At 63.1% G+C, this 22129-nt stretch carries 16 protein-coding genes and 1 riboswitch; of the genes, 9 read left to right on the top strand and 7 right to left on the bottom strand.

Annotation, left to right across the window (positions count from 1 at the left end; genetic code table 11):
* Positions 1-10: 10 nt before the first annotated feature.
* Positions 11-1396: an MFS transporter gene (locus F7R11_RS26035; protein ID WP_021192525.1), complete on the bottom strand. Its 1386-nt coding sequence runs from the start codon at positions 1394-1396 to the stop codon at positions 11-13.
* Positions 1397-1636: 240 nt separating this feature from the next.
* Positions 1637-2404 (bottom strand): IclR family transcriptional regulator domain-containing protein, encoded by a 768-nt coding sequence (locus F7R11_RS26040; protein ID WP_064807032.1) that lies wholly within the window; start codon positions 2402-2404, stop codon positions 1637-1639.
* Between the two features lie 131 nt (positions 2405-2535).
* Here F7R11_RS26040 and F7R11_RS26045 point away from each other — a divergent pair, with 131 nt between their 5' ends.
* The 3 genes from F7R11_RS26045 to F7R11_RS26055 all read left to right on the top strand — a co-directional run bounded on the left by F7R11_RS26045 (position 2536) and on the right by F7R11_RS26055 (position 7401).
* Positions 2536-4422: a bifunctional sugar phosphate isomerase/epimerase/4-hydroxyphenylpyruvate dioxygenase family protein gene (locus tag F7R11_RS26045; protein WP_064807037.1), complete on the top strand. Its 1887-nt coding sequence runs from the start codon at positions 2536-2538 to the stop codon at positions 4420-4422.
* A gap of 127 nt (positions 4423-4549) precedes the next feature.
* On the top strand, positions 4550-5614 hold the full coding sequence (locus tag F7R11_RS26050) for a porin (RefSeq protein WP_064807040.1): 1065 nt from the start codon (positions 4550-4552) through the stop codon (positions 5612-5614).
* 362 nt (positions 5615-5976) lie between these two features.
* Complete coding sequence (locus tag F7R11_RS26055) at positions 5977-7401, top strand: aminotransferase-like domain-containing protein (RefSeq protein WP_064807042.1); 1425 nt, start codon at positions 5977-5979, stop codon at positions 7399-7401.
* 25 nt (positions 7402-7426) lie between these two features.
* On the opposite strand, the gene moaD is transcribed toward F7R11_RS26055, so the two are convergent.
* Genes moaD through fdhD form a run of 3 tightly spaced genes read right to left on the bottom strand, consistent with a single transcriptional unit; the run spans position 7427 to position 9159 of the window.
* Entirely contained in the window at positions 7427-7684 is a 258-nt protein-coding gene (moaD, locus tag F7R11_RS26060; protein ID WP_021192520.1) for a molybdopterin converting factor subunit 1, read from the bottom strand.
* Between the two features lie 8 nt (positions 7685-7692).
* Positions 7693-8262 (bottom strand): molybdenum cofactor biosynthesis protein MoaE, encoded by a 570-nt coding sequence (locus tag F7R11_RS26065; RefSeq protein ID WP_082932911.1) that lies wholly within the window; start codon positions 8260-8262, stop codon positions 7693-7695.
* Between the two features lie 27 nt (positions 8263-8289).
* Positions 8290-9159, bottom strand: coding sequence for a formate dehydrogenase accessory sulfurtransferase FdhD (gene fdhD / locus F7R11_RS26070; RefSeq protein WP_064807044.1), 870 nt, complete (start codon positions 9157-9159; stop codon positions 8290-8292).
* A gap of 369 nt (positions 9160-9528) precedes the next feature.
* Here fdhD and F7R11_RS26075 point away from each other — a divergent pair, with 369 nt between their 5' ends.
* The 5 genes from F7R11_RS26075 (at position 9529) to F7R11_RS26095 (ending at position 18352) form a co-directional block, all read left to right on the top strand.
* Entirely contained in the window at positions 9529-10920 is a 1392-nt protein-coding gene (locus F7R11_RS26075; protein WP_064807046.1) for a cytochrome ubiquinol oxidase subunit I, read from the top strand.
* Positions 10921-10924: 4 nt separating this feature from the next.
* The gene (gene cydB / locus F7R11_RS26080) at positions 10925-11938 is read left to right on the top strand and encodes a cytochrome d ubiquinol oxidase subunit II (protein WP_064807049.1); all 1014 of its coding nucleotides are present in this window, start codon (positions 10925-10927) and stop codon (positions 11936-11938) included.
* Between the two features lie 40 nt (positions 11939-11978).
* A complete protein-coding gene (locus F7R11_RS26085; protein ID WP_064807052.1) occupies positions 11979-12899 on the top strand; it encodes a bestrophin family protein in 921 nt (306 codons plus the stop codon).
* Between the two features lie 281 nt (positions 12900-13180).
* Positions 13181-15961 (top strand): ATP-dependent Clp protease ATP-binding subunit, encoded by a 2781-nt coding sequence (locus tag F7R11_RS26090; protein WP_082932912.1) that lies wholly within the window; start codon positions 13181-13183, stop codon positions 15959-15961.
* A 99-nt stretch (positions 15962-16060) separates the two neighbouring features.
* On the top strand, positions 16061-18352 hold the full coding sequence (locus F7R11_RS26095; protein WP_064807053.1) for an FdhF/YdeP family oxidoreductase: 2292 nt from the start codon (positions 16061-16063) through the stop codon (positions 18350-18352).
* A 56-nt stretch (positions 18353-18408) separates the two neighbouring features.
* On the opposite strand, the gene F7R11_RS26100 is transcribed toward F7R11_RS26095, so the two are convergent.
* A complete protein-coding gene (locus F7R11_RS26100) occupies positions 18409-19662 on the bottom strand; it encodes a D-amino acid dehydrogenase (RefSeq protein ID WP_064807055.1) in 1254 nt (417 codons plus the stop codon).
* A gap of 152 nt (positions 19663-19814) precedes the next feature.
* Positions 19815-19909, bottom strand: a riboswitch (glycine riboswitch).
* A gap of 216 nt (positions 19910-20125) precedes the next feature.
* Here F7R11_RS26100 and F7R11_RS26105 point away from each other — a divergent pair.
* Positions 20126-20491, top strand: coding sequence for a hypothetical protein (locus tag F7R11_RS26105; protein WP_151180576.1), 366 nt, complete (start codon positions 20126-20128; stop codon positions 20489-20491).
* On the opposite strand, the gene F7R11_RS26110 is transcribed toward F7R11_RS26105, so the two are convergent.
* On the bottom strand, positions 20492-22117 hold the full coding sequence (locus F7R11_RS26110; protein ID WP_064807060.1) for a sensor histidine kinase: 1626 nt from the start codon (positions 22115-22117) through the stop codon (positions 20492-20494).
* Between the last annotated feature and the right edge of the window lie 12 nt (positions 22118-22129).

The raw sequence follows: 22129 nt of genomic DNA on the forward strand, positions 1-22129 counted from the left end.
GGTGCGTGTTTCAGGCGGCCAGAGCGCCGGCCCGCTGGCGGGCGTATTCAGCTTTGTCGACGGGTTGCGCGGCTGGCTGGCCCAGGTCTTCCATGTGGATGCGGTAGGTTTCGCGCGCGCTCATGGCGGCCACGGCGGCAATGATGGTCACGCCGAAGGCGATTGCACCCACGGTCAGCCAGATGTTGTCCGATCCCGGGGGCGCCACGGCCGTGAAGAGCGCCGGCAGCATGGCGGTGATGGCGGTGCCGATGTTTTGCGAAATCGCCATCGCAGACACACGGGTGCGCGTCGGGAACAGCTCGGGATAGAAACTCGGGAACACCGCGTTGTAGCCCTGGTAGACCACGCCCCACATCAGAATCGACATGCCAAACGCCAGCGGCACATTCTTGATGCTGATGGCATACAGATAGCCAAACGCGAGCAGGCCGGCAAGCAGCGAGCCGATCACGATGGGCGGCTTGCGGCCGACGCGGTCGGACAGGTCGCCCACATACGGAATGACCAGCACGGCGACGATGTTGCCCACCACCGGAATCCACAGGTAGATGTCCTTGGCAAAGCCGATGCCGTAGGCCGGCTGTACCGCATAGGCCGCGCCGAAGATGGTTGCCACCACCGGAATCACGTTCATCAGCGCCATGCAGACCACACGCAGCATGTCGGGCGTGCTGTATTTGAACGCCTCGAGGATGGGCGAACGGGGGCGGCCCTGTTGCTGTTGCTCAGCGGTAAAGGCCGGCGTTTCGTGCACTTCGCGGCGGATGACGTAGCCCGCGACGATGACGATGAAACTCAGCAGGAACGGAATGCGCCAGCCCCAGGTGTTGAACTGTTCGGCAGGCATGTAGTGCGCCAGCGGCAAGAAGACGGCAGCTGCCAGGATCTGCCCGGCCTGCACCCCCTGCAGCGTAAAGCTCGCAAAGAACCCGCGCCGGCCAAACGGTGCATGCTCCAGGATCATCGAACTGGCGCCCGAAATTTCACCGGCCACGGCAAAACCCTGGATCAGTCGCATGATGACCAGCAATGTGGGGGCCAACAGCCCAACTTGGTCATACGTTGGCAGCAGACCCACGGCGATGGTCGAAAAACCCATCAGGAACATGCACACCAGCAGGACGTTCTTGCGCCCGTGCGTGTCGCCAAGATGGCCCAGCACAAACGCGCCGATCGGCCGTGCGATATACCCCACGCCGTACGTAGCCAGTGAGGCGACGATGGCGGTCTTCGGATCCCCCTTGGGGAAAAAGATCTGCGGGAAAATCAGCGCCGCCGCGGTGGCGTAGATGAAGAAGTCGTAGTACTCGAGCGCCGAGCCGATCCAGCCGCTGGCGGCGGCTTTCTTCGACTGGTGCTTGCCCAGAGGCTCGTGGGCAGGGGCTGCGGTCATGGTGGTCTCCGGTTTTAGTCTGTGCGGCCTATCGTGAAGGTGGTGCAATGAAGGGCCGTCTGTACACGCACCGCAGCGTAGTCCGCCGCCATGGCGGGGCACAAGCCGCTGCCGGCTGAAAACGTTCGATAATCGCACAACATGGTGCGAATAGCGTACGACTCAAGGGTTTCTCCGAGTCCGTACGCGTGATAAAGGGTTGAGGTGTTGCGCCGGGAAAGTGCGCGATGGGCTGTCGGCCTACAACACCCGCATGATCGACAGCGCGGTGTCCTGCAGCACCTGCAGCACGCGCTGCAAGGCCTGCTCCGTGGTCTCTTCGCCGACTTGCATGTTCACGCTCAACGCGGCAATCACGTTGCCTTGGCGATCGCGCAGCGGCACCGCCACGCCGCGCACGCCGATCTGCAATTGCTGCTCGACCACGGCGTAATCCTGTCGACTGGCCTTGCGAATTTCATCGAGCAGCCGTTCGCGCTGCAGGATCGTGTACGGCGTATAGGGTGTCAGCACGCAGGTCTCCAGCCATGCCTTGACGGCCTGCTCGGGCTGCGCGGCCAGCATCATCACCCCGGCGGATGCAAGCGGCGCTGGCACACGTGCCCCTAGCACGAAGCCCGTGCTCATCACGCGGCTCGTGCTGGTGCGCGAGATGAACACCAGCTCCCAGTCGTCGAGCACGCTCAGGTACGCCACCTCACCAACGGCTGCCGTCACCTGCTGCAGGAAGGGCTGCACCGTGCGGGGCAAGCGGGCCGAGTCAAAGTAAGACCACCCCACCTTCAGCACGCGCGGCGTCAGGCTGAAGAGCGTGCCTTCGCTGGTGAGGTAACCGAGGTGCTCCAGGGTCAGCAGGTAGCGGCGCGCGGCCGTGCGCGTCAGCCCGGTCAGCTCGGCCGCCTGCGTGGGGGTCAGGCGTGGATGCTCGTGGTCGAACGCCTCAAGGATGGCAAGCCCTTTCTCCAGCCCGGCGATCCAGTCGCGCCGATCGAGCGGTTCTTTCTTCATGGCGATAACCCTAGGAACGTGCGATATGTGCGCATGATTGTACGATTATCGAACGCTGTTGCGCGAATGCCGCTTGTGAGCGTACGGGGTGCCCACCTACGCTGCGGGCATCGTCTGACCACCGCATCGCCATGAATCCGCTTCGCCCGGGCCCCCGCCCCAAATGCATCGCCACCGTGTGCCTGTCTGGCACGTTGCCCGAGAAACTGGAAGCGGCTGCTGCTGCCGGGTTTGACGGCATCGAGATCTTTGAGAGCGACCTGCTGAATTTCGACGGCTCGCCGGCGCGCGTACGGCAGATGGCGGCAGACCTGGGGCTGGCGATCATGCTGTACCAGCCGTTTCGCGATTTCGAGGCGATGCCGCGCGATCTGCTCGCCCGCAATCTGGCGCGTGCCCAGCGCAAGTTCGACGTGATGGCCGAACTGGGTGTCGAGACGGTGCTGGTGTGCAGCAACGTGCAGGACATCGCGATCGATGACCCCGCGCGTGCGGCGGACGATCTGCGCCAGATGGCCGAAGCTGCTGCGCAACGCGGGCTGCGCGTGGGTTACGAGGCGCTCGCCTGGGGCCGGCACACCCGGCGTTGGCGTCAGGCATGGCAGATCGTGCAGCAGGCCGACCACTCCGCGCTCGGGCTGATCCTGGACAGCTTCCATACGCTGTCGCTGGGTGACACGTTGGATGGCATCCAAGACGTGCCTGCGGACAAGCTCTTCTTCGTGCAGTTTGCGGATGCGCCCAAGCTGTCGATGGACGTGCTGTCCTGGAGCCGGCATCACCGCAATTTCCCTGGGCAGGGCGATCTGCCTGTCGCGGCGTTTGCGTGCGATCTGCTTGCCGCCGGTTATGCGGGGCCACTGTCGCTGGAGGTCTTCAATGACGAGTTTCGCTCCGCCCCTGCGCGCTTGACGGCCCTGGACGGGATGCGTTCCCTGATCTGGCTGGAGTCGGAAGCCGGTGGCGTTGCGCTGCCTGAGCCCGCCCGTTTTGTCGGCGTGGATTTCCTGGAGTTTGCCGTGGATGCCACTGCCGGGCGGGAGCTGGAGGCGCGCCTGCGTGCGTTGGGATTTGGTCTTGCGGGCCACCATCGCTCCAAGGCGGTGGATCTGTACCGGCAGGGCGGCGTGAATGTGATCCTGAACATGGAGCAGGACAGTGCAGCGTCGGAACACTTCCAACTGCATGGGCCATCCGTCTGCGCGATCGGCCTGAAGGTGGACGATGCCGAGCGCGCAATGACACGCGCCCGCGCGTTGTGTTGCCAGGAGTGGCGTGGGCCGGTGGGGCCGAGCGAGCGCAGCATTCCTGCGTTGCGCGCACCGGATGGCACGTTGCTCTATCTGATCGATGACCGCCACGCCGAGCGCAGTATCTACGAGAGCGATTTCATTCTGCAGCCCGAAGCGCAGTCCGATGCAACCGGATTGGCCTCGATCGACCACGTTGCGCAGGCGCTGCCCGCGCATCGGCTCGACAGCTTTGTGTTGTTCTATCGCGCCGTTTTCGGCATGCAGGCCGAAGCGGTGCAGGAAATTGCCGACCCCTACGGCTTGGTGAAAAGCCGGGCGATGGTGAGCCCGGACCGCAACCTGCGGATTCCGCTCAACGTGTCGGAAAGCGGGCACACGGCAACCGGCCGCTTCATTGCCGCGTATGCGGGCTCGGGCGTGCATCACATTGCCTTCCGTACGGACCGGCTGTTCGACACCGTTGAGGCTATCGACCGCAGCGTGGCCCGCATGCTGCACGTGCCCGAGAACTACTACGACGACGTGGCCGCCAGGCTCGGCCTGGACGACACGCTGCTCACGCGCCTGCATGACGACGGGTTGCTCTACGACCGCGATCCCCACGGCGATTTCCTGCACGTCTACACCGAGCCCTTCCGCGAGCGCTTCTTCTTCGAGCTCGTCCAGCGCGACGGCTACCTGGGCTATGGCGCCGCAAACGCGGCTGTGCGCATGGCCGTGCAAGCGCAGATGAGCCGCACCGGCGCGACAGCGGCTGACCGCTAAACCACGACACCTTTGACTTGACGTCCACGGCGTGTGCGGCTGTGGGCGGGTTCCACGCAACGCCACGGCTGCGCGGGCAGCCATCGCACATCCAACCCCATCACATCAAAGAGGAGACAGGGGAGCCATGAACAAGACAATGATCGCCGCACTGGTACTCGGAGCCACGAGCCTGCCGGCAGCGGCGCAATCCACCGGAGGTGTCACGCTCTATGGGCTGATCGACACCACCATCCGCTACAGCACGCATGAGAATGCGGCGGGCAACAGCAATCTGCAGATGATGGACGGCGTGCTGACCGGCAGCCGCTGGGGTTTGCGCGGCACGGAGGATCTGGGTGGCGGCACCAAGGCCATATTCATCCTCGAATCGGGGTTCTTTCCCGATACCGGTGGTAGTCAGCAGGGCGGCCGGCTGTTTGGGCGCACCGCGGTCGTCGGCCTGGAGGGCGACTACGGCAAGCTTTACCTCGGCCGACAGTACACGCTGGCGCATGAGGTGCTGTCTTCGTATGAAGCGATGGCGTTTGCCAACAACTCCATCGTCGGCTATCAGGGCGGCAACTACACCGGCTTGCGTTACGACAACACGGTCAAGTACATCAAGTCATTCGGTGGCTTGCAGCTGGCCGGCGCGTGGACCTTTGGCGAGGCCGCCGGCAGCTTCAGCAAGAGTTCGGCCGGTGCAGGCTCGATCGTCTACAGCATGGGGTCGGCGGAAGTAGGCGCGGTGTACCAGGTCACGCGCGATGTGTCTTCGGCGTTCTTCGGCGCGGTGCCGGCGGCGCTGGCCAGCAAGCAGACGGTCTGGGGTTTTGGCGGCAAGCTCGATACCTCGATCGCCACGTGGTACCTGGGCTACACAAACAGCCGCCTCGACGTGGCTGATTACAAGAACCAGGCCGCCTATGTTGGCGCGAAGGTGCCAATCTCCGGCGCGTTGAGCTTCATCGGCACCATGCAGTACGACTGGATGAAGCATCTTGATGCCAGCGGCAAGCGCCTGACCTCCGCCGGCATGCTCGATTACGCCTTTAGCAAGCGCACCGACGTGTATGCGGAAGTGGACTACACGCGTCTGCAAGGTGCCTGGATTGCGCTGAATAGCGCTGCCGCGTTCAACAACTCGGGCAATACCTACGGCAACAACTCGCGGCTGGGTGTGATGCTGGGGGTGCGTCACAAGTTCTGAATGCTTGGATATTCGTTGTTGTGACTTCGGCCCGCCGCGATCTGTGGCGGGCGCATGCCCTCCTGGGTATCGACATCGCTGCGCCTGCATGTGCTCGGTACATCCTGTCCCAAAATGTGACGCAATCGCCGCCACGATCGGGCGAAATACAGTTCGCGAGAAATTAAGAAATCGCGTAAAACTGTACTCTTCAGCACCGTACTGATGTGTGCTCATGCACAGCCGCACTGTGCCTTTACGCTTCCCCTATCGAATACACATGCGGCCGGCCGGACACGGGCAAGCCGCCAAGGGAGCACAGTCGTGGAACGGACAAAGCGGAGCACAAGTGCTGGCGGAAAGCCGCAGGCAGGGAGCCTCTGATGAAGCTCTACGAGAAGTTTGCGGACGACCTCGAGCGCCTCATCCGGCAGGGCGTCTACCACCACGGAGACCGCATCCCATCGGTGCGCCAGGCCAGCCAGCAGCACCGCATCAGCATCACCACTGTGCTGCACGCGTATCTGCTGCTGGAGAGCCGTGGGCTGCTGGAGAGCCGCCCGCAGTCGGGCTACTTCGTCAACCTGCAGCGCGGCAATGGCGAGCTGCATATGCGCGAACTGCAGCCGTCCAAGCCGATGGCGATCTCATCGTCGGTGGACGTGAGCCGGCTGGTGCTTTCGACCCTGCGCTCGATTGGTACCAACGATGCGATACCGCTTGGCTCACCGTATCCGGACCCTGCGCTGTTCCCGTTTGAGAAGCTCAACCGCTACGCTTACACCGCAGGCCGCGAGAAGGGGCTGTGGGGCGTGACGGGCGCACTGCCGCCCGGTCATCCCCGGCTGGTGCGCCAGATTGCGCGCCGCTACCTGGAGAACGGCCTGTCGGTCGACCCCAACGAGATCATCGTCACCGTGGGCGCAACGGAGGCCATCAACCTCTGCCTGCAGGCCGTCGCCAAGCCCGGCGATGTGATTGCGGTGGAGTCGCCCACGTTCTACGCCATGCTCCACGCGATCGAGCGGATGGGCATGAAAGCCATCGAGGTGGCGACGCACCCCGAATACGGCATCGACATTGCCGCGCTGGCCGCGATTGTGAAGTCGCAGCCGATTGCGGCGTGCATGGTGATGCCCAATTTTCAGAACCCGCTGGGTTTCCAGATGCCAGACGAGCGCAAGCGCGAGCTGGTTGAGTTCCTCACGCGGGCGGATATTCCCGTGATCGAGAACGGCGTCTACAACGAGCTGTACTACGGCAACGCGCACCCGAGCAGCCTGAAGTCGTACGACAAAAAGGGGCTGGTGCTGCATTGCTCGTCGTTCTCGAAGAGCCTGACGGCCGCGTACCGGATCGGCTGGGCGCTGCCGGGCCGGTATCGCGATCAGGTGGAGAAGCTCAAGTTTCTGAACACGCTGACCACGCCGTCGATCCCGCAATTGGCCATCGCGGAGTTCCTGGAGCACGACGGCTACGAGCACCACCTGCGACGGGTCCGCAAGGCCTACGCGCAACAGGCCAACCTGATGCGGGCGATGGTCTCGCGGTTCTTTCCGGCGGGCACGCGCATGTCAAGCCCGGCAGGAGGCTACGTGCTGTGGGTAGAGCTGCCGCCCAAGGTGGATGCGATGCGCTTGTATCAACTCGCGCTCGAACGTGGCATCACGATTGGGCCGGGTTACATGTTCTCGATTTCGGACACCTACCGGAATTACATCCGGCTCAACTACAGCAGTACGTGGTCGAGCGAGATCGAGCAGGCCGTCATTACCGTCGGCAAGCTGGTCGCGATGTGCGACCGCTGAGCGGGGGCGAATTGGTGGCCGCAGGTCAGCCACCGGTAACGGGCGGGAAGAACGCAACTTCGCAGTCCTCGCGCACGATGAACGCGCCGTCGACGGTCTCCTGATTGACGGCAGCCCGCACCGCCCGACCGGTGCGCAACGCTTCGGCGGTTTGCGCATGCCTCGCGGCCAGGGTGGAGCGCAGTGCGTCGATGCTCAGTTCGGGCACGTCGATGTCGATGGTTTCCTGCGTGATGCCCAACTGCTCGCGAATGCTGGCGAAATATCGGATGTTGAGTTTCATGGATGTGCTTATCCCCAGCGCTTCATGGCTTGCTCGTCGCTGATTTTGGTTTCGACCCATTCGGATGCGCCGCTGCGCTGGATCTCCTTCTTCCAGAACGGTGCGTGAGTCTTGAGAAAGTCCATCAGAAACTCGCAGGCGTCGAACGCCGATGCGCGATGCGGCGCAGCCACCGCAACCAGCACCACCGGATTGCCCAGCGCAATGCGGCCCACGCGATGGACGATCTTCACGGCTTCGACCTGCCAACGCGCCGCCGCTTCTTCAATGAGGGTCCAGAGCGTCTGCTCGGTCATGCCGGGATAGTGCTCCAGCTCCAGCGCGATCACATCGTCGAGGTCGCCGCTTTGTCTTACGACGCCTACGAAGTTCACGACCGCGCCGACCTTCGGGTTGCGCATGATCGGCTCAAGCTCGGCTTGAATGTCAATCGGGACGCGCTGCAGGCGCACCTCGAAGCCTGCGGCAATGTTCAGTTGCCGGCCTTCAGGCTGAAACGCTGTGTTCTCGATGTCTGGGGTGTCGGTGCTGGCCTGCACATCGGACTGTGCGGGTGGGTGATCGGAGGCGGGTGTCATCGCTATGCTCCATGAGGCATCGCCGCGCTAGCGGGAAGGACCGCAGGCCATTGCGGGCGCTAAGGTGGAAGCGGATTCGGTGATGGGCGCCGTGTATTCGACGAAGCCGTTCTCACGGCAGAAGCCAAGTAGCCGGATGCCCGCTTGCTGTGCAATGTTGATGGCGAGCGAAGTGGGGGCAGAGATTGTCGCGACCATCGGAATGCCCACACGGGCGGCCTTGCGCACCAGTTCATAGCTGGCACGGCTCGACAGGAACACGAAGCCGGCACGCGTATCGATCTTCAGGCGGGCGAGCTGGCCGATCAGCTTGTCGAGTGCGTTGTGGCGGCCTACGTCTTCAAAGACGCTGAGCACTTCACCGTTACGGGAGCACCATGCCGCGGCATGGATACCGCCGGTCTCATGCATCAGCACCTGGTGCGCGGGCAGTTCGCGCGCGGCACGCTCGATGGCTGCCGCGCCGATATCGTTTGCGGTACCCGCGTGGTCGAGGCACGCAGGGTGCAGATCGAGCAGTGCGATGCTTTCGATACCGCAAACGCCGCATCCGGAGCGGCCGGTCAGCGTGCGGCGCTTGTCTTTGAGCGCCATGAACGCCTGCTGCGCGATTGTCAGCTGTACCTCGGCACTGTCTGGCCGGAGTTCGGCTTCGATGTCGAAGACGTCAGTCGCGCGTTCGACAATGCCTTCGCTGAGCGCAAAGCCCAGCGCAAACGCTTCCAGGTCGATGGGCGTGGCCATCATCACCGCATGCGAGATCCCGTTGAAGACCAGCGCGACCGGCAACTCCTCGACCACCTGATCGGCGGTTGATGTTGGGGCGCCGTTCCGGTAGCGCGTGACCGTGCAGGACACGCTGCCGGCGTGGTCGGTGGGCGTGAAGCATGGCTGCATGGTGGTCCTCGTGGCGGCGCATGGGTCTCCAAGGTTAGGCGCGTGATTGCGGGCCGGACAGGCACACATTGCCCGATTTGGGCAGAGCACAGTTTGAGCGTGGCGGCATGTGCAAGCCTGCACAGACAACGTCCGGAACCGAGCCGGCAGAGCACAGTTTTGAGCAGAGCCGCCAGTTGTGTGCGCATTTCATGCACACCTCGCGGCAGTTGCTCGGAGCACAGTTCACGCGCAGCGAGATTTGATTGCGGGCGGCATTCGTGTCGCGCTACCGTCGGGCACGACTCGCACCAACCCACGTGCGCGTCGCCTTGAAACGCTGCTGCGCAATGCGGCAGTGTCCCGCTGTCACCCAGAGCCTTAGACATCATGGAAATCTTCGATGCACTTCATCTCGCAAGATTGCAGTTTGCGTTCACGGTGTCCTTCCATATCGTCTTTCCAGCCATCAGCATCGGCATGGCCAGCTTTCTGGCGGTACTGGAATGGCGCTGGCTACTGACGGGAGACCAGGCCTACAAGGACATGTTCCTGTTCTGGTCGAAGATCTTCGCCATCGGCTTTGGCATGGGGGTGGTGTCGGGCGTGGTGATGGCCTACGAGTTCGGTACCAACTGGAGCGGGTTCTCGCAGGTGGCGGGCAACATCACGGGGCCGCTGTTGCACTACGAAGTGCTGACCGCATTCTTCCTGGAGGCGGGGTTTCTCGGCATCGTGCTGTTTGGCTGGGAGCGCGTCAGCCCGCGTGCGCACTTCTTTGCCACGCTGATGGTGGCACTGGGCACGTTGATCTCCACCTTCTGGATTCTGGCCTCGAACAGCTTCATGCAGACACCGCAGGGGTTCGCCATCGAGAACGGCCGCATCGTGCCGGTCGACTGGCTGAAGGTGGTGTTCAACCCGTCGTTCCCGTATCGACTGGCGCATATGACGATTGCCGCGTTTATCGTGGCGGGCTTCATGGTGGCGGCATGCGGTGCGTGGCACTTGCTGCGCGGGCGGCGTGACGTGCCAGTCAAGCGCAGCTTCTCCATGGCGCTCTGGCTGCTGTTGCTGCTCGCGCCCATCCAGATCTTTATCGGTGACGCGCACGGCCTGAACACGCGCGAGTATCAGCCCGCCAAGATCGCTGCCATCGAAGGCCTATGGGACACCGAAAAGGGCGGCACCGCGCTCAACCTGTTCGGCTTGCCTGACATGGACTCCGAGGTGACCCGCTATGCGGTGCAGGTGCCGCACCTGGGTAGCCTGATCCTGACGCATAGCTGGGATGGCGAGATTCGTGGCCTGAAGGAATTCCCGAAGGAAGAGCGGCCGTATTCGCCCATCGTTTTCTGGTCGTTCCGGATCATGGCCGGGCTGGGCATGCTGATGCTGCTCACAGCGGTGCTGGGCCTGCTGCTGCGAAAGGGCGGGCGGCTGTACGAAGCCCGCTGGTTCCAGCGCTTCGTGCTCTGTATGGGCCCATCCGGCCTGGTGGCGTTGCTCGCAGGGTGGGTGACGACCGAGGTTGGCCGGCAGCCGTGGACGGTCTACGGCGTGCTGCGTACGGCGGACTCCGTCTCGCCTGTCAGCGCGCAGCTTGCCGGGGTGTCGCTGTTGATCTTTGTGATCGTCTACTTCGCGGTGTTTGGCATGGGCGTGTATTACATGCTCAAGCTCATGCGGCGCGGGCCGGTGGCGCAGGCCGACGCGCACAGCACTGCGCGCAAGCATCCGGAATTGCACAACCGCGCCTTGGACGCGCTGCAAGGGGAGTAAAGCCATGCAAATCGATCTGCCGGTCATCTGGGCCGGAATCATCGGGTTCGGCGTGTTCCTGTACGTCATGCTGGACGGCTTCGACCTGGGCATCGGCCTGCTGTTTCCGTTCTTTGAGTCCAAGGCGCACCGGCAAGTGATGATGAACACGGTCGCGCCTGTGTGGGACGGCAACGAGACGTTTCTCGTGCTGGGCGGCGCGGGGCTGTATGGGGCGTTTCCGGTGGTGTACTCAACGCTGCTGCCGGCCAACTACCTGCCGCTGATCCTGATGGTGGTGGGGCTGATCTTTCGCGGTGCGGCGTTCGAGTTGCGTGGCAAGGCACGCCGCACGCAGAACCTGTGGGATCTCGCATTCATCTGCGGTTCCGCCCTGGCGGCGTTCTGCCAGGGCATCGTGCTGGGCTCGCTGCTGCAGGGGATCAAGATTGCCGATGGACGGTTTGTTGGCGGTGCATTTGATTGGCTGTCGCCGTTCAGCCTGTTCTGCGGGTTCGGTGTGATGTTCACCTACGCCATGCTCGGCTGTGGCTGGCTCATCATGAAGACGGAAGGCAGGCTCCAGCACGAGATGCGCTTGCTGATGCGGCCGCTCACGGGTGTCTTGCTCGGCATCATGGCGGTCATCAGCCTGTGGACGGTGATCGGGCTGCCTGCGGTTGCGCATCGCTGGTTCGGCAGCGGCAATCTCGGCTGGTTTTTGCCGGTGCCCATTCTAGTGGTGGCCTGTGTCTGGGGCATTTTCAGCGCCAGCCGGCGCGCGCATCATCACGCAACGCCATTCCTGCTGGCGCTCGCGCTGGTCTTCCTGGGCTATACGGGGCTGGTCATCAGTATCTGGCCGAACATCGTGCCGCCGTCGTTGACGATCTGGCAGGCGTCGTCCAGCCATTCCAGCCAACTCTTCGCGCTGGTCGGTACCGTCATCGTGCTGCCCATCATCCTCGTCTACAACGCGATGCAGTACCGCGTGTTCCGGGGGAAGGTGCGCGAGGGGGATCCGGGCTACCACCACTGACCACACCGATGAACGATTTCAAGGGCGCGGGTGACGCATCATGATTGTGCGACCACGGGAGAACTGGTTTCGCATGCTGTTCGTCTGGAACGGCTCGGTGCTGCAATCCATCATTCCGCAGCTGATGTTCATGGCGGTGTTCAGCAGCTTGGCGGTGATTACGCAGGGCCGCATCCTGGGCGAGAAGATTCCGCTCAATACGACGCCCTTCACGCTGTTCGGCCTCGCCTTGGCAATCTTCCTGTCGTTCCGGAATAACGCCAGCTACGCACGCTTTGATGAGGCGCGGCACCTGTGGGGCAACCTGCTGATCGCGTCCCGCGCGCTGACTTCGCAGGTGCTGTGCTACCTGCCGGAGCACGTGAGTCAGGCTGACCGTATCAGGGTGGCCAACACCGTGATTGCGTTTGTCTATGCGCTCAAGCATCAGCTGCGCAAGACGGACCCGACGGCAGATCTAACGCGCCTGCTCGGTGCAGAACAGGCGCAAGCGCTGCAACACAAGTGCTACCGGCCAGCGGCGCTCCTCAATGACATCCGAAGCCGCCTGGTCCGTTTGCAAGGCGAGGCGCCGACTTCGGACACGACACGCTGGATGCTGGATGCGCAGCTCAACGACATGGGCAAGACGCTCGGCGGCTGCGAGCGGATTGCGTCCACGCCCATCCCATTCGCCTACAGCGTGTTGTTGCACCGCACGGCCTATGCGTACTGCATGTTGCTGCCGTTTGGCCTGGTGGATTCCACGGAGTTCTTCACGCCGCTGTTGTGTGTGTTCATCTCGTACACGCTGATTGCACTGGAGGCGATTGCCAATGAAGTTGCCGAGCCGTTTGGCATTGCACCGAATGCGTTGCCGCTCGATGCCATTACGCGCACGATCGAGCGGTCCGTCCTGGAGCTATGTGATTGCGAGATTCCGCCCGAAGTTGTGCCGCAGCGCCGGTATCTGCTGACCTAGTGATGGCTTGACCTTTGGGGCGCCAAGTTCTGTGCTCTTCACCCGCAGCGGGGCGTTGCCTGCCGTGCGGTGCAGGATCACGTGTTTGCTGTGCCATGACGCGGCGATGACAAGCGCAGTGCGCTGTACACAGGCCGGCGGCTGTCAACTGTACCTTGGAGCGGATACAGCGATCAGCTAACGTAAGCGGACAGGCTTGCACGGCCGCATCCGCATGAAGCGCATCGCGCTTGCGACGGCAGCGTGCGAGATGCGCACTCATAGAAGGAGGTTGTCGCATCGTGTCCACTCTCTGCGATATCTGCAATGTCCGGCCCGCCGTCGCGCGTGTCGCCGTGGTGCAAGACGGCGAGCGCAAGTCGATCTCGATCTGCGACTACCACTACCGGCAACTCATGCGGCATCAAAGCATGCTCAATCCGTTCGACTCTCTTTTGGGGGGCGGAGGTGGTGGGCTGTCACGCCTGTTCGATGAGTTTGGCGACGCTGAAGAACATGGCGCAGGTTTTTCTGCCGAGGTCCCCCGGGAATCGGTGGACGTGATCGACGCCTTCAGCGAGCAGACCCTTGAGCTGCTGCAGCGTGCTGCGGAGAAGGCCCACGAGCTGCATCGCCGTGAACTGGATACCGAGCATGTGTTGTACGTGCTTGCGGACACCGATATCTGTGCCGCGCTGCTCAAGGAGCTGAAGCTTTCTGCGCAGGATATCCGCAGCTATATCGACGAACACGCCAAGACGGGCACCGACGACGGTGACGCGTCAATGGACAAGACCACGGTGTCACCGCGTCTGAAGAAGGCGTTCCAGTATGCGTTTCAGGCATCGCGGGATCTGGGGCACTCCTATGTGGGCCCTGAGCACCTGCTGATCGGGCTGGCGGCGGTGCCGGAGAGCATTGCCGGCGCGTTGCTGAAGAAGTACGGAGTGACGCCGGAGGCCTTGCGCCAGAAGGTCGTCAAGGTGGTCGGAAAAGGCGCGGAAGATGGCCGGGTGGACGCGCCGAGCGGCACGCCTACGCTCGATAAGTTTGGCCGCGATCTCACCACGCTGGCGCGCCAGGGCAAGCTCGACCCGGTGCTTGGGCGCGCGCAGGAGATCGAAAGCGCAATTGAAGTGTTGGCCCGTCGCAAGAAGAACAACCCGGTGCTGATTGGCGAGCCGGGTGTCGGTAAGACGGCCATTGTCGAAGGCTTGGCGCAGCGCATCATCAACGGCGATGTGCCGGAAGTGCTGCGCGGTAAGCGCCTCGTGGAGGTCAACATCAACTCGATGGTGGCGGGCGCGAAGTATCGCGGCGAGTTTGAGGAGCGTGCCAAGCAGCTGATTGACGAAGTGACCGCCAAGCAATCGGAGCTGATCCTGTTTATCGACGAGCTGCACACCATCGTGGGCGCGGGGCAGGGCGGCGGCGAGGGCGGGCTCGACATTGCCAACGTGCTCAAGCCTGCGCTTGCTCGCGGCGAGTTGAGCCTGATCGGTGCCACCACGCTCAATGAATATCAGAAGTACATCGAAAAGGATGCCGCGCTTGAGCGGCGCTTCCAACCCGTGCTTGTGCCGGAGCCCAGCGTCGAGCAGACCATCGTCATCCTGCGTGGCCTGCGCGACAGCCTGGAGGCGCACCACCAGGTGACCTTTGCCGATGATGCGTTTGTTGCCGCGGCCGAGTTTGCGGACCGCTACATCACATCGCGCTTCCTGCCCGACAAGGCCATCGACCTGATTGATCAGGCAGCGGCCCGCGTGCGGATTGGCGCGACATCGCGTCCGGCGGACATTCAGGAAGGTGAGGCGGAAATCGCACAACTGAAGCGCGAGCAGGATTACGCCGCGTCGCGCAAGCGCTTTGATGAGGCCAAGCAGTTTGAAGAGCAGATCAACGCCAAGCAGACGACGCTCGACGAGAAGATGGAAGCCTGGCAGCGCAAGACCGGTTCGGAGACGCTGGAGGTGACGGTGGCATCGGTGGCCGAGGTGGTATCACGCCTGACCGGTGTTCCGGTGTCGGAGCTGACGAAGGAAGAGCGCCAGAAGCTGCTGAAAATGGAAGAGCGCTTGCGCGAGCGCGTGGTCGGTCAGGACGACGCCGTCGTCGCCGTGAGCGATGCAGTACGGCTTTCGCGCGCTGGCCTCGGGCAAACGCATCGCCCGATAGCCACCTTCCTGTTCCTCGGCCCCACTGGCGTGGGCAAGACCGAGCTGGCGAAGGCGCTGGCCGAAACGGTGTTTGGCGACGAGCAGTCGATCATCCGCATCGACATGTCGGAATACATGGAGCGCCACGCGGTTGCGCGCCTGATTGGCGCACCTCCGGGATACGTTGGCTACGACGAGGGCGGTCAACTCACCGAACGCGTGCGACGGCGCCCGTACAGCGTGATCCTGCTCGACGAAATCGAGAAGGCTCACCCGGACGTGAACAACGTGCTGCTGCAGGTGTTTGACGATGGCCGGCTGACTGACGGCAAGGGCCGTGTGGTGGACTTCAGCAACACGATCCTGATCGCTACCAGCAACCTTGGCGCGTCGATCATCATGGACAACCTTGAGCGACCCGAAGACGAGCGCAAGACCGACAAGGCGCTGCGCGATGCACTGATGCCGGTGCTGAAAGGCCACTTCCGCCCCGAGTTCCTGAACCGGATCGACGAGATCATCGTGTTCAACGCGCTGTCCAGGCAGAACATTCGCGCGATCGTGCAGATCCAGCTTGACCGGGTGAGGCGTACCGCGGCGGCACAGGACATTACCCTCAAGATGGGTGAGGCGCTTGTCGAGCACCTGGTGGAGGAGGGCTATCAACCCGAGTTCGGTGCGCGTGAGCTGAAGCGTCAGGTGCGGCAGATGATCGAAACGCGGCTTGCCAAGGAGATTCTGGGCGACACGCTCAAATCGGGCGACACCGTGGAGCTGGATTTCGACAAGGACAGCGGTACGGTGACCTTCAACAAGCTCGCGCCGCCCGCAACGGAAGGGAAGGCCCCTCTCTCGCAAGAGAAGAGCACCACTGAAAAGAAGCGCAGCAAAGGCTCCAAAGGCACCGCCGAATCTGAGGCCTGACGTATCAGGTTTGTCGAACCCTTTCATTTCAACCCACGGCCGCGCAGCGGCTTTACCAACGCAAGCCCCCAACCCTGGCTGGGGGCGATGGAGATTCACATGGCAAATCGACGCGAAGTTCCCGGCATCCGGCCTTATGACGGCCCTGCCGGCGGCTGGGGCGCGCTGCGGGCAACGGCGCAGGCCGTTCATGACCAGATGGACAAGTTCCAGGCGCCGATCACGCTGATGCGGACCAACCAGCCCACGGGCTTCGATTGCCCGGGGTGTGCCTGGCCCGACAAGGAACACCGCTCCACCTTCCAGTTCTGCGAGAACGGTGCCAAGGCCGTGACCTGGGAGGCGACGAACAAGCGCGTGCCGCCCGAGTTCTTTGCCACGACCACCGTATCGGAACTGCTCACATGGTCCGACTACGAACTGGAAGACAAGGGCCGGTTGACGCATCCGCTGGTGTACGACCGCGAGAAAGACACCTTCCGTGCCGTCGAGTGGGAAGACGCCTTCAACCGCATCGGCGAGATCCTGCGCGGGCTCCCGCCTGATGCGGTCGAGTTCTACACCTCCGGGCGGGCATCGAACGAGGCGGCCTACCTCTATCAGCTCTTCGCGCGGGAGTACGGCACGAACAACTTCCCGGACTGTTCGAACATGTGCCACGAGCCCACCAGCGTTGGCTTGCCGCAGTCGATCGGCATCGGCAAGGGCACCGTGTCGCTGGAGGATTTCGAACACTGCGAGCTGATCATCTCGATCGGCCACAACCCGGGCACCAACCATCCGCGCATGATGGGTACGCTACACGAAGCGTCGCGGCGCAACGTGCCCATCATCGTATTCAACCCGCTGCGCGAGCGCGCGCTGGAGCGCTTTGCCGACCCACAGAACTTCCTGGAGATGGCCACCTACGGTTCGACCCGTATTGCATCGACGTACTACCAGGTCGATGGCGGTGGCGATGCTGCAGCACTGATCGGCATCATGAAGGCCCTCCTGGCGATGGAGGCGGCGCAAGGCGATGTGCTGGACCGCGACTTCATCGCAGAGCACACCCAGGGCTTTGATGCATTCGCAGCCGAACTGGAAGCGGCAACGTGGCCCGACATCGAAAAGGCCAGCGGGCTGACGCGCGCCGAGCTGGAGCAGGTTGCTGAGGCCTATGCCAAGTCGAACGCCACCATCATCACGTATGGCATGGGCGTGACGCAGCACAACAAGGGGACGGCCAACGTGCGCCTGATCGCCAACCTGTTGCTGATGCGTGGCAATTTTGGCAAGCCCGGTGCCGGCATTTGTCCGCTGCGGGGCCACTCCAACGTACAGGGCAACCGGACGGTGGGCATTACGGAAAAGCCGTCCGCCGATTTTCTCCAGCGTATCGAAAGCGTGTTTGGCTTCAAGCCGCCTGCAGCGCACGGGCACGATGCCGTCAACGGCATGCAGGCCATGATCGACGGCAAGGCGAAAGCGCTGATCTGCCTGGGCGGCAATTTTGCAGTGGCGCTGCCCGATCCGGAGCAGAGCTTCCCAGCCATGGGCAAGCTGGACCTGAGCGTGCACATTGGCACCAAGCTCAACCGCTCGCACCTGCTGGTGGCCAAGGAAACCTACGTGTTCCCTTGCCTGGGCCGGACCGAGCTTGATGTCCAGGCGGGTGGCCCGCAGTCCATCACGGTTGAGGATTCGATGTCGATGGTCCACGCATCGGCGGGCAAGCTGACGCCGGCGTCGGAGCACCTGCGCTCCGAGCCGGCCATTGTTGCCGGCATGGCCAAGGCGACGTTGCCGCACAGCAAGGTGCCGTGGATGGAGCTGGTTGCCGACTACGACAAGGTTCGCGACCTGATCGAGAAGACCATTCCGGGTTTCGAGAACTTCAACGAGCGCATCCGCACGCCCGGCGGCTTCCGCCTGCCGTTGCCACCTACCGAGCGCCAGTGGCCGACGCCCACCGGCAAGGCGATGTTCTCCGTGTACGGTGGCGTACGGGAAGACGCTGGTGTCCTCGGTGGCGAAGAGGTATTGCGCCTCATCACGTTGCGCAGCCATGACCAGTACAACACCACCATCTACGCGCTCGATGACCGCTACCGCGGCGTGTTCGGCCGACGCGATGTGCTGTTCATGAACGAGGCTGATCTTGCCGCACGCGGGCTCGAACATGGCGACCTGGTCGACATCGAGACCATCGTGTCCGGCCGGAAGCTACGCCTGGAGAAGATCACAGCCATCGCCTACAGCATTGCGCGTGGCTCCGTGGGGGCGTACTACCCTGAGGCGAACGTGCTGGTGCCCCTGGACTATATCGACAAGGAAAGCGGCACGCCGTCTTACAAGTCCGTGCCGGTTCGAGTCCTGCGCTCTGAGGCGCCCGTATCCGCACCCGAGTAACACCCAAACGGATCGGGCCTGGGTTGTCCTGGCCCGATCCGCTGTGGGATTGGTGATCAGTGCAACGGGCAATCGCGCGCGATCACGTCGCCGATCATCGCGGCCGTGGCGCCAGAGAGCGTCCAGCCAAGGTGCCCATGGCCCGTGTTGTAGAACACGCGCGCATGCCGCCCGCGACCAACGCGCGGCATCATGTCCGGCATCATCGGACGCAAGCCAGCCCACGGCACCACGCGCGAGGTGCCGATCGCAAAGTTGCGGCGCGTCCAGGCCACCAGGGGTTCGATGCGGTCTGCGCGGATGTCGCGGTTGTAGCCGTTGAACTCTGCCGTGCCGGCCACGCGGAAGCGTCCCGCGCCCAGGCGGCTGGTGACGATCTTCGCGCTCTCATCCAGCAGGCTGACCCACGGCGCGCCTTGCATGCTCGCCTCATCGTCCAGATGCACGGTGATCGAGTAGCCCTTGACCGGGTACACGTTGATACGGTCGCCCACCATCTGCGCGACATGCCGGCTGCCGACGCCCGCGCAGACGACCAGCGCATCGGCGGTGATCTCCTGCACGACATTGGCCGCGCTTGTGGAGAGGCGATCATCCAGTGTGGTCTGCAGCAGCAGTCGCACGCCGCGCTCGGTGGTTTCCACGTCGCGCACATCCACGCCTTGCATGAAGCGCACGCCGCGTTTCTCGCAGGCTTGCGCAAGACCGCGTGTGAACTTGTGGATGTCGCCCGTGGCGTCCGATTCGGTGAAGTAGCCGCCGTAGTAGTTGCCGCGCAGCGTGGGCTCGATGGCAGCAATGTCTTCCGGGCTCACGGCGTGGCGCTCTAGCCCGCCGGCAACGAGCAGCGCGTTGGCTTTGCCTGCCGCGGTAAAGCTGGCCTTGTCGTGGTAGACGTGCAGGATGCCGCGCCGTTGCAGGTCGAAATCGATCTGCTCGCGCTCGGCCATCGCAAACAAATGCTTGCGCGCCTCGATGGCCATGCGCGTGGTCTCGATGGTGTTGCGGCGGTAGTGGGCGATGCCCGCCACGAACTCGCCAATCCATGAGTACTTGTGCCACGACGGCTTGGGGTTGAGCAGCAGCGGCGCATCGTTGCGCAGCATCCATTTGATGCCCTTGAGCAGCGTGCCGGTGCTGTTCCAGACCTCGGCGTTGCTGGCGGAAAGCTGCCCGCCGTTGGCGAACGAGGTTTCCATGGCCGGATACAGATGCCGGTCGAGCACCGTGACCTGATAGCCGAGTTGGGAGAGCGTGTAAGCGGTGGTGACGCCGGAAATGCCGGCGCCAACGATGACGATATGCGTCATGGCGGTCCCTATGGAGTGGTGGGTTGACCGGACGATCCGGTCGGCTCACCCCATCTGTCTTGGGACCTGAGAGCTTGGGCACCCGCAGCGTGCAGCGTGAGTGCCTTCCCCTTCGGTGGGCATGCGCGTGCATGCCTCTCTCCAGATTCGCAGTCGACGCCACAGTCCTTTTGCCTGAGAGTTTCCGGGGTGGTTGCTCCATCGGCGCCGGGCATCGTTGCAACCCGGTCTCTCCTGCGGCGTGTTGCAGCGGTGCGTGTTGCGCCCGCCGCGCCTGCGTGCTGCCGGTAAAGGCAGCGGCTGGAGTGTGTCACGGGTTGTGACGTTCGGCAAGCCGGGCGATTGCGGAGGCTGTGCGCTAGCTGAATGCTATGCTGCGCACCCAAGCGATCTGGGCGTCGCATTTTCGCCCGAAGGTCGACGTGGAAACGCCCGCAAGAACACCAAGACAGCCGAGGGGATGATGGAATCGACACCAGCACAGCAGACCACCGATTCGACGCGCGCACCGCTTGCCATTGCAACGCTGCTGCAGGCCGGCTTTACCGCCACATACGCGTCGGCCTATTGGGAGACGGTGGCGACGGGTTCGATGTCGTTGCTGACCGCACTGATCTCTCTGCTGGCGTGCCTGCTGCTTTACAGCGGCGTGGTCCGCCACCTGATGGGCAAACCTGCGCAATGGAGCCTGATGCTCGCAGCGGTGGGCTTGGCGTGGTCGTTCCTCGAGTGGGGCTCGGGGAATCTGTGCTCGTATCCGTTCCTGCTCGGGGCCGTGATCGGCACGGTGGCCTGGGCGTTGGCGCTCAAGGCTTCGCGGCGCGCCTGATCAGCCTTCCAGGCGCGGCAGGCGCACGATAAACCTGGAACCCTTGCCTTCAGCGCTGCTGACGGTAATCGTGCCCTGGTGCAGTTCCACCACGAGCTTGACCAGGTACAGTCCGACGCCGGCCCCCACTGTACCGGCCACGTTGCCTCCGCGAACATAGCGCTCGAACAGCCGCTCGATGTCGCGCTCCGGAATGCCCAGGCCGCGGTCTTCCACCACCACCGATACGCTTTCGGCGTCGCCTTGCACATACACACCGACCGGCGTGCCAGGTGGTGAGTATTTGACGGCATTCCCGATCAGGTTACTGAACGCCTGAAAGAGCAGTTTGGCATCACCAAAGATGATGTCGGGTCCATCGGCTTCGATGTGTTCTTCGATGCGTGTGCCGGGTGTGCTGTCCCGATGCATCTCGCACACCTCGTGCAGCAATGCCGGCAGCGGAAATTTCGTACGCCGCATCGCCGCTGGCGTTGTGGTGTCGAGCCATTGCGAAGAATCGAGCAGATGATCCATCAGATGCGTCATGCGCTGTACTGCAGCGCGGATCTTGCCGCAGCGCTCGTCGATCACTTCTGGCGCGGGCGCTTCTCGCATGCGCATGAGCCGCTGTGCATGGCCATCAATCACGCCGAGCGGCGTACGGAATTCATGAGACGCCATGGACACGAAGTTGCGCTGCAGTTCGGCCAGGCGGCGCTCCTTGTCCAGCAGGTCCTGCAGAACTGCTGCCTGTGCAACCAGTGCATCTTTGCTGCGGCCGAGTTCGATCGTGTTGTCGCGAAAACGTGCCACGGCCCGCGCGATATCGCCGATTTCATCGCGACGCTCAAGGCCAGGAATGTCGACGTGCGTGTCGTTGTTGACGATGTGGTGCATTCGATCGACCAGAACGGCGATCGGGCGCGAGACGGCATAGGCGAGGTAAGCCACCGCAATCACGACCAGGCACGCCGCCACGACGATGGCACCGATGATGAGTTGCCGCGCATCGTGATAGGCCTGTGCTTCGCGCTCGGTTTCAGCGGCGCCGCCGGCCACGCTGCGCTCGGTCATGACGCCCAGCGTGTCATTGGCCAGGTCGAAAGCCCGTTTGGACTCCGTGTGGTAAAGCTGCGTCGCGCCTTTTACTTCGCCAGTTTTGGCAGAAATCATCAGCCGCCTCGCCAGCTCCCGATACATGTTCCACTGCACAACAAACTGACTATAGAGTTCGCGCTCGGCGGCGTCGTGCTCGATCTTGTCGTAGCGTGCCTGCGACGCGGCAATGAGGTCATCCAATGTGGCGACCTGCTGATCCGCCGCGCGCAGATCAGCACGGGACGAGGCGATCAGGAAATCACCCTCGGCGGCACGATAGTCGGAGATGTAGTTGTTCAGATCCCCTAGAATGCGGCTGTTCTTCAGCCAGCGTTCGCTGATCTGTGCCGACACGCTGTGGAAGCTGGCCAACTGGTTGATACTGAAGGCACCCACGCCAATCACCAGCAGAAGAAAGGTCACGAACACCAGCGACAACCGCACCCGGATGGGGCGCAGGATTGACGGAGAGTCGAGGCCGAGCAGGCGTCGCCTGGGGGAGATACCAGAGGCGGGCGCACTGTGGGCCGGCTCCGGAGAGTGCATCGGAATTGTCAT

The organism is Ralstonia insidiosa (genome assembly GCF_008801405.1).
Taxonomy (GTDB): Bacteria; Pseudomonadota; Gammaproteobacteria; order Burkholderiales; family Burkholderiaceae; genus Ralstonia; species Ralstonia insidiosa.

Coding starts and splice junctions, on each gene's coding strand:
- F7R11_RS26045 (WP_064807037.1), top strand. CDS start 2,536: ATGAATCCGCTTCGCCCGGGCCCCCGCCCCAAATGCATCGCCACCGTG.
- F7R11_RS26040 (WP_064807032.1), bottom strand. CDS start 2,404: ATGAAGAAAGAACCGCTCGATCGGCGCGACTGGATCGCCGGGCTGGAG.
- F7R11_RS26110 (WP_064807060.1), bottom strand. CDS start 22,117: ATGCACTCTCCGGAGCCGGCCCACAGTGCGCCCGCCTCTGGTATCTCC.
- F7R11_RS26105 (WP_151180576.1), top strand. CDS start 20,126: ATGGAATCGACACCAGCACAGCAGACCACCGATTCGACGCGCGCACCG.
- F7R11_RS26075 (WP_064807046.1), top strand. CDS start 9,529: ATGGAAATCTTCGATGCACTTCATCTCGCAAGATTGCAGTTTGCGTTC.
- F7R11_RS26100 (WP_064807055.1), bottom strand. CDS start 19,662: ATGACGCATATCGTCATCGTTGGCGCCGGCATTTCCGGCGTCACCACC.
- F7R11_RS26095 (WP_064807053.1), top strand. CDS start 16,061: ATGGCAAATCGACGCGAAGTTCCCGGCATCCGGCCTTATGACGGCCCT.
- F7R11_RS26065 (WP_082932911.1), bottom strand. CDS start 8,262: ATGACACCCGCCTCCGATCACCCACCCGCACAGTCCGATGTGCAGGCC.
- moaD (WP_021192520.1), bottom strand. CDS start 7,684: ATGAAACTCAACATCCGATATTTCGCCAGCATTCGCGAGCAGTTGGGC.
- fdhD (WP_064807044.1), bottom strand. CDS start 9,159: ATGCAGCCATGCTTCACGCCCACCGACCACGCCGGCAGCGTGTCCTGC.
- F7R11_RS26085 (WP_064807052.1), top strand. CDS start 11,979: ATGATTGTGCGACCACGGGAGAACTGGTTTCGCATGCTGTTCGTCTGG.
- F7R11_RS26050 (WP_064807040.1), top strand. CDS start 4,550: ATGAACAAGACAATGATCGCCGCACTGGTACTCGGAGCCACGAGCCTG.
- F7R11_RS26035 (WP_021192525.1), bottom strand. CDS start 1,396: ATGACCGCAGCCCCTGCCCACGAGCCTCTGGGCAAGCACCAGTCGAAG.
- cydB (WP_064807049.1), top strand. CDS start 10,925: ATGCAAATCGATCTGCCGGTCATCTGGGCCGGAATCATCGGGTTCGGC.
- F7R11_RS26055 (WP_064807042.1), top strand. CDS start 5,977: ATGAAGCTCTACGAGAAGTTTGCGGACGACCTCGAGCGCCTCATCCGG.